Source organism: Nocardia cyriacigeorgica (assembly GCF_010868145.1).
Lineage (GTDB): Bacteria > Actinomycetota > Actinomycetes > Mycobacteriales > Mycobacteriaceae > Nocardia > Nocardia cyriacigeorgica_D.
The window spans coordinates 97,761-105,452 of sequence record NZ_JAAGUY010000020.1; the positions used below are offsets into that span (position 1 = coordinate 97,761).

Below are 7,692 nucleotides of genomic sequence, written 5' to 3' on the forward strand. Positions count from 1 at the left end.
GCCATCAGACACAGTCGCCAAACCCCCGACATTCGAGACCCTTACAGCGAGAGCAGGAAGAACATGGCGGAGCTGACGATCTCCTCCGACGAGATCCGTAGCGCGATCGAGAGCTACACCCAGAGCTACACCCCCGAGACCTCCATCGAAGAAATCGGTGTGGTCACCGATACCAGCGACGGCATCGCGCACGTCTCCGGCCTGCCCTCGGCAATGGCCAACGAGCTGCTCGAGTTCCCGGGCGGCGTGCTCGGCGTGGCGCTGAACCTCGAGGACCGCGAGATCGGTGCGGTCATCCTCGGCGAGTTCGCCGAGATCGAAGAGGGCCAGCAGGTACGCCGTACCGGCGACGTGCTCTCGGTCCCGGTCGGCGACAAGTTCCTCGGCCGCGTGGTCAACCCGCTCGGTCAGCCGATCGACGGCCTCGGCGAGATCGAGGCCGATGACCGCCGCGTGCTCGAGCTGCAGGCCGCGACCGTGCTGGAGCGCCAGCCGGTCGAGGAGCCGATGGCCACCGGTATCACCGCCATCGACGCCCTGACCGCGATCGGCCGTGGCCAGCGTCAGCTGGTCATCGGTGACCGCAAGACCGGCAAGACCGCGGTCTGCATCGACGCGATCCTGAACCAGAAGGCGAACTGGGAGTCGGGTGACCCCAAGAAGCAGATGCGCTGCATCTACGTCGCCATCGGTCAGAAGGGTTCCACCATCGCCGGCGTGAAGGCCGCGCTGGAGGAGCACGGCGCGATGGAGTACACCACCATCGTCGCGGCTCCGGCCTCCGACTCCGCCGGCTTCAAGTGGCTGGCCCCCTACACCGGCTCGGCCATCGGCCAGCACTGGATGTACCAGGGCAAGCACGTCCTGATCGTGTTCGACGACCTGACCAAGCAGGCCGAGGCCTACCGCGCCATCTCGCTGCTGCTGCGTCGTCCGCCGGGCCGCGAGGCGTACCCCGGTGACGTCTTCTACCTGCACTCGCGTCTGCTGGAGCGTTGCGCCAAGCTGTCCGACGAGATGGGCGCGGGCTCGATGACCGGTCTGCCGATCATCGAGACCAAAGCCGGTGACGTCTCGGCGTTCATCCCGACCAACGTCATCTCCATCACCGACGGCCAGGTCTTCCTCGAGTCCGACCTGTTCAACAAGGGTGTCCGCCCGGCGATCAACGTCGGTACCTCGGTCTCCCGTGTCGGTGGCGCCGCCCAGACCAAGGCCATGAAGAAGGTTGCCGGTTCGCTGCGTCTGGAGCTTGCCCAGTTCCGTGAGCTCGAGGCGTTCTCCGCCTTCGCCTCCGACCTGGATGCCGCGTCGAAGGCGCAGCTGGAGCGCGGTGCCCGCTGGGTCGAGCTGCTCAAGCAGGACCAGTACTCGCCGGTCGCGGTCGAGGATCAGGTCGTCTCGATCTTCCTGGTGGACAAGGGCTACTTCGACTCGGTGCCGGTCGCCGACATCCGCCGCTTCAACCGTGATCTGCTCGAAGACCTGCACCGCAACGCCCAGGACGCGTTCGATTCGCTGCAGGGTGGCGCCAAGCCGCTGGACGGCGACGCGGCCGAGGCCATCAAGACGGCCACCGACCAGTTCAAGCAGGGCTTCCTCGCTTCCGACGGCAGCCGCGTCGTGAACGAGCCCGCCGCGGGCGAGCTCGATCACGAAGAGGTCGAGAACCTGTCGGTCACCCGCAAGCACGTCGAGAAGTAGTCCGGATCCATGCGCTACTTGACTGCAGTGAACGAAGGGAGGGTGAACCGTGGCAACCTTGCGTGAATTGCGCTCCCGCATTCGCAGTGTGAACTCGACGAAGAAGATCACCAAGGCGCAGGAGCTGATCGCAACCTCGCGTATCACGAAGGCTCAGGCCCAGGTCGCGGCTGCCAAGCCGTACGCCGAGGAGATCACCAAGGCGCTGACCGAGCTCGCAGGTGCGTCCAAGAACCTGTCGCACCCGCTGCTGACCGAGCGGGAGAATCCGCGCCGGGCCGCGGTTCTGGTGATCAGCAGTGACCGTGGCATGTGCGGCGGTTACAACGCCAACGTGTTCAGGCGCGCCGAAGAGCTGATGACCACCTTGCGCAATGAGGGCAAGGAGCCGGTGCTGTATGTGATGGGCAACAAGGGCCTCACGTACTACACCTTCCGCAACCGCCAGCCGATGGCGTCGTGGACCGGGTTCTCGCAGCAGCCGAAGTACACCGATGCTTCGGCGGCCTGCCGCCACCTGGTCGACGCCTTCATGGCCGGCGCCGACGGTGAGGTGCCGCATCCCCACGGGACCGGCGAGATCGCGGGTGTCGATGAACTGCACATCGTGTACACGCGTTTCGTGTCGATGTTGACCCAGACCCCTGAGGTGCGCCGCCTGGCGCCGATCCAGGTGAGCTTCGTCGACGAGAACTTCGACATGGGTGAGGACTCGTTCGTCGATTCGGCGACTGCCGATCCGCAGGCGCAGTACGAATTCGAGCCCGACGCCGATGTGCTGCTGGCGGCCCTGCTGCCGAAGTACATCAACACGCGTATCTACTCATCGTTGCTCGAGGCAGCGGCATCCGAGTCCGCGGCTCGGCGCACCGCAATGAAGGCGGCCACCGATAACGCCAACGAGCTGGCCAGAGTGCTGCAGCGCGAGGCCAACTCGGTGCGTCAGGCCCACATCACGCAGGAAATCAGCGAAATCGTCGGCGGCGTCAACGCGCTGGCGTCGAGCTCGGACCGCGACTAACGCGCAGGAAGTGAACCAATCCAAATGACCGCAGCTGTCACACAAGACAACTCGAGCCGGACCGGCGCTGCTGCAGGCCGCGTCATCCGGGTCATCGGCCCCGTCGTGGACGTCGAGTTCCCGCGTGGTGCCATCCCCGAGCTGTTCAACGCTCTGCATGCCGAGATCGCTCTGGCCTCGGTTGCCAAGACCCTGACCCTCGAGGTCGCCCAGCACCTCGGTGACAACATCGTGCGCACCATCTCGATGCAGCCCACCGACGGTCTGGTCCGTGGTGCCACCGTCACCGACACCGGCAAGCCGATCTCGGTGCCCGTCGGTGACGTCGTCAAGGGCCACGTGTTCAACGCCCTCGGCGACTGCCTGGACAGCCCGGGCCTCGGCCGCGACGGCGAGAACTGGGGCATCCACCGCAAGCCGCCGAGCTTCGACCAGCTCGAGGGCAAGACCGAGATCCTCGAGACCGGCGTCAAGGTGCTCGACCTGCTGACCCCGTACGTGAAGGGCGGCAAGATCGGTCTGTTCGGTGGTGCCGGTGTCGGCAAGACCGTTCTGATCCAGGAGATGATCACCCGTATCGCGCGTGAGTTCTCCGGTACGTCGGTGTTCGCCGGCGTCGGTGAGCGCACCCGTGAGGGCACCGACCTGCACCTGGAAATGGAAGAGATGGGCGTCCTCCAGGACACCGCCCTCGTCTTCGGCCAGATGGACGAGCCGCCCGGCACGCGTATGCGCGTCGCCCTCTCGGCCCTGACCATGGCCGAGTACTTCCGCGACGTGCAGCACCAGGACGTGCTGCTGTTCATCGACAACATCTTCCGGTTCACCCAGGCCGGTTCCGAGGTCTCGACCCTGCTGGGTCGTATGCCTTCGGCCGTGGGTTACCAGCCGACGCTGGCCGACGAGATGGGTGAGCTGCAGGAGCGCATCACCTCGACCCGTGGTCGCTCGATCACCTCGCTGCAGGCGATCTACGTCCCCGCCGACGACTACACCGACCCGGCGCCTGCGACCACCTTCGCCCACCTGGATGCGACGACCGAGCTCTCCCGCCCGATCTCGCAGAAGGGTATTTACCCGGCCGTCGACCCGCTGACCTCGACCTCCCGCATCCTGGAGGCCTCGATCGTCGGTGATCGGCACTTCGCCGTGGCCAACGAGGTCAAGCGGATCCTGCAGAAGTACAAGGAGCTGCAGGACATCATCGCCATCCTCGGTATGGACGAGCTCTCCGAGGAGGACAAGGTCCTCGTCGGTCGTGCGCGTCGTCTGGAGAAGTTCCTTGGCCAGAACTTCATCGTCGCCGAGAAGTTCACCGGTCAGCCGGGTTCGGTGGTTCCGCTGGAGCAGACCATCGACGACTTCGACCGCGTCTGCAAGGGCGAGTTCGACCACTTCCCGGAGCAGGCGTTCAACTCCTGCGGTGGTCTCGACGACGTCGAGGCGGCCGCCAAGAAGATCGCCGGAAAGTAGTCACCGATGGCGGATATGTCAGTTGATCTCGTCGCCGTAGAACGGCTGCTCTGGTCTGGCCGGGCGTCGTTCGTCAGCGCGCAGACCACCGAGGGCCAGATCGGCATCATGGCAGGCCATGAGCCGCTGCTCGGCCAGCTGGTCGAGGGCGGAACGGTGACCATCGTCGATTCCGACGGTCAGCGGATCGTCGCGGCGGTGCACGGCGGGTTCTTCTCGGTCACCGGCGACTCGGTGCGGGTACTGGCCGAGTCCGCCGAGTTCGCCGGCGAGGTCGATATCGAGGCGGCCCGTAAGGTGCTCGCCGACGGTACGGCCTCCGAGGAAGAACAGCGGGTGGCGCAGGGGCGGGTACGCGCGGTCGAACAGAACGCGCACGCCTGAGCCCCGGACGCTCGAATAGCGTCCAAGCGGCACAACAGAATCGAACACGACACTGCCGGTGGCGATCTCGCCGCCGGCAGTGTCGTTTCTGTCTCGGCTCTTACAGATCATGCGATCTGGGCGGTACGTTCTCCGACAAGCCCGGCCCATTTGTAAACTCGAGTCCGTGATTGAATGACCGGGTTCGGTCGACGGGGTTGGGGTCGATCGATCTGGCGAACGAAGGGATGGACGGCATTGCAGACCGGGATGGTTCTTCTGATCATTCTGGTATGTCTGCTGGTCGCCCTGGCCCTTGCGTCGACCTACCGGCTGGTGATGTTGCGTCGTGGCGGCACGGCCGCGATCCTGCGGGTGCTCCCGGCCCGCGGCGGGGAACGTTGGCGGCACGGATTGATCCGATACGACGAGGACAGGCTCGTCTTCTACAAGCTGTCGAGCCTCAAACTCGGACCGGATTCGGTGATTCACCGGCGCGGTATCGAGGTCGGTGAACGGCGCGGACCCCGCGGTGACGAATACGACATCATGACCGACGAAATCGCGGTGATCGCGGTGTCGGATACCCAGGGCAGCTTCGAGTTGGCGTTGGATCGCGGCTCGCTGGCTGCCTTTTTGTCATGGGTGGAATCCCGGCCGTCCGACCGGGCCCGCAGGTTGCGCGGCCATTGACAGTGGCCGCCAGCGCGGGCGCCAGCGTTTAAGGTGGTCGTGTGAGCGTGCATCTGACCCGGATCTACACCCGGACCGGGGACGACGGAACCACCGGGCTGAGCGATTTCTCCCGCGTGGCCAAAACCGATCCGCGTTTGATCGCCTACGCCGACTGCGATGAGGCCAATGCGGCAATCGGCGTCGCCCTCGCGGTGGGCGAGCCCGAGCCACGTATCGGTACGGTCCTGCGTCAGGTGCAGAACGACCTGTTCGACGCGGGCGCGGACCTGTCGACGCCGATCGTCGAGGAGCCGAAGTACCCACCACTGCGCATCACGCAGTCCTATATCGACCGGTTGGAAGCCTGGTGCGACGAGTTCAACGCCGAGCTCGCCCCACTGAACTCCTTCATCCTTCCCGGCGGCACGCCGTTGGCGGCGCACTTGCACGTGGCCAGGACGGTGGCGCGCCGCGCCGAACGTTCGGCCTGGGCTGCGGTCGAAGCTCATCCCGACAACACCGGTACGCTGCCCGCTCGGTACCTGAATCGACTGTCGGACCTGCTGTTCATTCTCGGCCGGGTGGCCAATCCCGGTGGCGACGTGCTGTGGCAGCCCGGTGGAGGTGCCGGGCCCGCGGCCGGCGGCGACTAGTTCACCGGTTCAGCGCTCGGTGTCCGATCGCCGGGAGCCGGTAGAGCATTATCCTTGCACTCAGTGGTGCGCCGAAGACGCGGAGAGGCGGCATGGAACGTTTTCTGGTAACTGGCGGGAATCGGCTCGTCGGTGAGGTCGCGGTCGGGGGCGCCAAGAACAGTGTCCTCAAGTTGATGGCCGCGGCCCTACTGGCCGAGGGCACCACAACCATCACCAACTGCCCCGACATCCTCGACGTACCGCTGATGGCGGATGTGCTACGCGGCCTCGGCTGCGATGTGGTGATCGAGGGCTCGGTGGTCAGCATTGATACGCCGGCCGAACCCAAATACCACGCCGACTTCCCGGCGGTCACGCAGTTCCGCGCCTCGGTGTGTGTACTCGGTCCGCTGATGGCGCGCTGCAAACGCGCGGTGGTCGCACTTCCCGGCGGGGATGCCATCGGGTCCAGGCCCTTGGATATGCACCAGGCCGGACTGCGCCTGCTCGGCGCCACCAGCGAAATCGAGCACGGTTGCGTGGTGGCCCGCGCCGACGAGCTACAGGGCGCCCGGATCCGGCTCGATTTCCCGTCCGTCGGTGCGACCGAGAACATCCTCATGGCCGCGGTGCTGGCCGAGGGGGAGACGGTGATCGACAATGCCGCGCGTGAACCCGACATCGTCGACCTGTGCAACATGCTGGTGCAGATGGGTGCGCGGATCAATGGTGCCGGAACCTCGGTGTTGACCATCGAGGGCGTCGAGCGGCTCTCGCCAACCACCCACCGGGTGATCGGCGACCGCATCGTTGCCGCCACCTGGGGTATCGCCGCCGCGATGACCATGGGTGATGTCCGAGTGACCGGAATCAACCCCAAGCATCTGTCGCTGGTGTTGGACAAGCTGCGTTCTGCGGGCGCCCGGATCTCCTTCGAACCCGATGGCTTCCGTGTGGTGCAGCCCGAACGTCCGCGTGCGGTGAACTTCTCGACTCTGCCGTTCCCTGGTTTCCCCACCGACCTGCAGCCGATGGCGATCGGCCTTGCGGCCATCTCCGACGGCACCTCGATGATCACCGAGAACATTTTCGAGGCGCGGTTCCGTTTCGTGGAGGAGATGATCCGCCTCGGCGCCGACGCGCGTACCGATGGCCACCATGCGGTGGTGCGCGGGATTCCGCGGTTGTCGAGTGCGCCGGTCTGGTCCTCGGATATTCGTGCGGGTGCGGGACTGGTACTTGCCGGCCTGGTCGCCGACGGCACGACCGAAGTACACGACGTCTTCCATATCGACCGCGGTTACCCCGACTTCGTCGAGCAGTTGCAGGCGCTTGGCGGGCAGGTCCAGCGGGTCGGCGTGACCGAATGACCGGCGTCAGATCGCCGCTACGGCAACGGGAGCGGGGAAGCGATGTGAAAACATCGCTGAAAACCCTTCCTGACCAGGCGATTTGACATTGCAAATGTAGCCACGTAACTTTATTCAAGTCAGAGCGACACGGACACCGACCCGGGGCCCAGGAGCTGAGCGGAAACGCTGAGCGAGAGGCCAGGGAAACGAGGTAGTACGAGGAGCGCCTGACAATCACACTAGCTGGACCGAGAGCCCCGATTTGCATTCGGGTCCGCGGCCGGGCTAAGCTGTAAAAGTTGCCTCACCGATCAATCAGGTTAAATCTTGTGCGATGGTGTGTGCGTGTGTTCTTTGAGAACTCAATAGTGTGTCGATGAATGTCAGTGCCAAATAATATATTTGGTTCCGGCCTCTCATACCCCCGTGTGTTGAGGTCGGACATTTAGTCAGCAAATCTTTTTGCTGG

7 protein-coding genes are annotated in these 7,692 nt (G+C 65.0%); all 7 read left to right on the forward strand.

What is annotated here, in order from left to right:
- Positions 1 to 63 precede the first annotated feature (63 nt).
- The 7 genes from atpA to murA all read left to right on the forward strand — a co-directional run bounded on the left by atpA (position 64) and on the right by murA (position 7,241).
- Entirely contained in the window at positions 64 to 1,704 is a 1,641-nt protein-coding gene (gene atpA / locus GV792_RS21295; RefSeq protein ID WP_163826042.1) for a F0F1 ATP synthase subunit alpha, read from the forward strand.
- Positions 1,705 to 1,753: 49 nt separating this feature from the next.
- A complete protein-coding gene (locus GV792_RS21300) occupies positions 1,754 to 2,725 on the forward strand; it encodes a F0F1 ATP synthase subunit gamma (protein ID WP_163826043.1) in 972 nt (323 codons plus the stop codon).
- Between the two features lie 24 nt (positions 2,726 to 2,749).
- Positions 2,750 to 4,198, forward strand: a complete 1,449-nt coding sequence (gene atpD, locus GV792_RS21305; RefSeq protein ID WP_163826044.1) for a F0F1 ATP synthase subunit beta — start codon at positions 2,750 to 2,752, stop codon at positions 4,196 to 4,198.
- Positions 4,199 to 4,204: 6 nt separating this feature from the next.
- Complete coding sequence (locus GV792_RS21310) at positions 4,205 to 4,582, forward strand: F0F1 ATP synthase subunit epsilon (protein ID WP_163826045.1); 378 nt, start codon at positions 4,205 to 4,207, stop codon at positions 4,580 to 4,582.
- 249 nt (positions 4,583 to 4,831) lie between these two features.
- The gene (locus GV792_RS21315) at positions 4,832 to 5,254 is read left to right on the forward strand and encodes a DUF2550 domain-containing protein (protein WP_175583222.1); all 423 of its coding nucleotides are present in this window, start codon (positions 4,832 to 4,834) and stop codon (positions 5,252 to 5,254) included.
- A 41-nt stretch (positions 5,255 to 5,295) separates the two neighbouring features.
- Entirely contained in the window at positions 5,296 to 5,889 is a 594-nt protein-coding gene (locus GV792_RS21320) for a cob(I)yrinic acid a,c-diamide adenosyltransferase (RefSeq protein ID WP_163826047.1), read from the forward strand.
- A 92-nt stretch (positions 5,890 to 5,981) separates the two neighbouring features.
- On the forward strand, positions 5,982 to 7,241 hold the full coding sequence (murA, locus tag GV792_RS21325) for a UDP-N-acetylglucosamine 1-carboxyvinyltransferase (RefSeq protein WP_163826048.1): 1,260 nt from the start codon (positions 5,982 to 5,984) through the stop codon (positions 7,239 to 7,241).
- Positions 7,242 to 7,692: the final 451 nt, after the last annotated feature.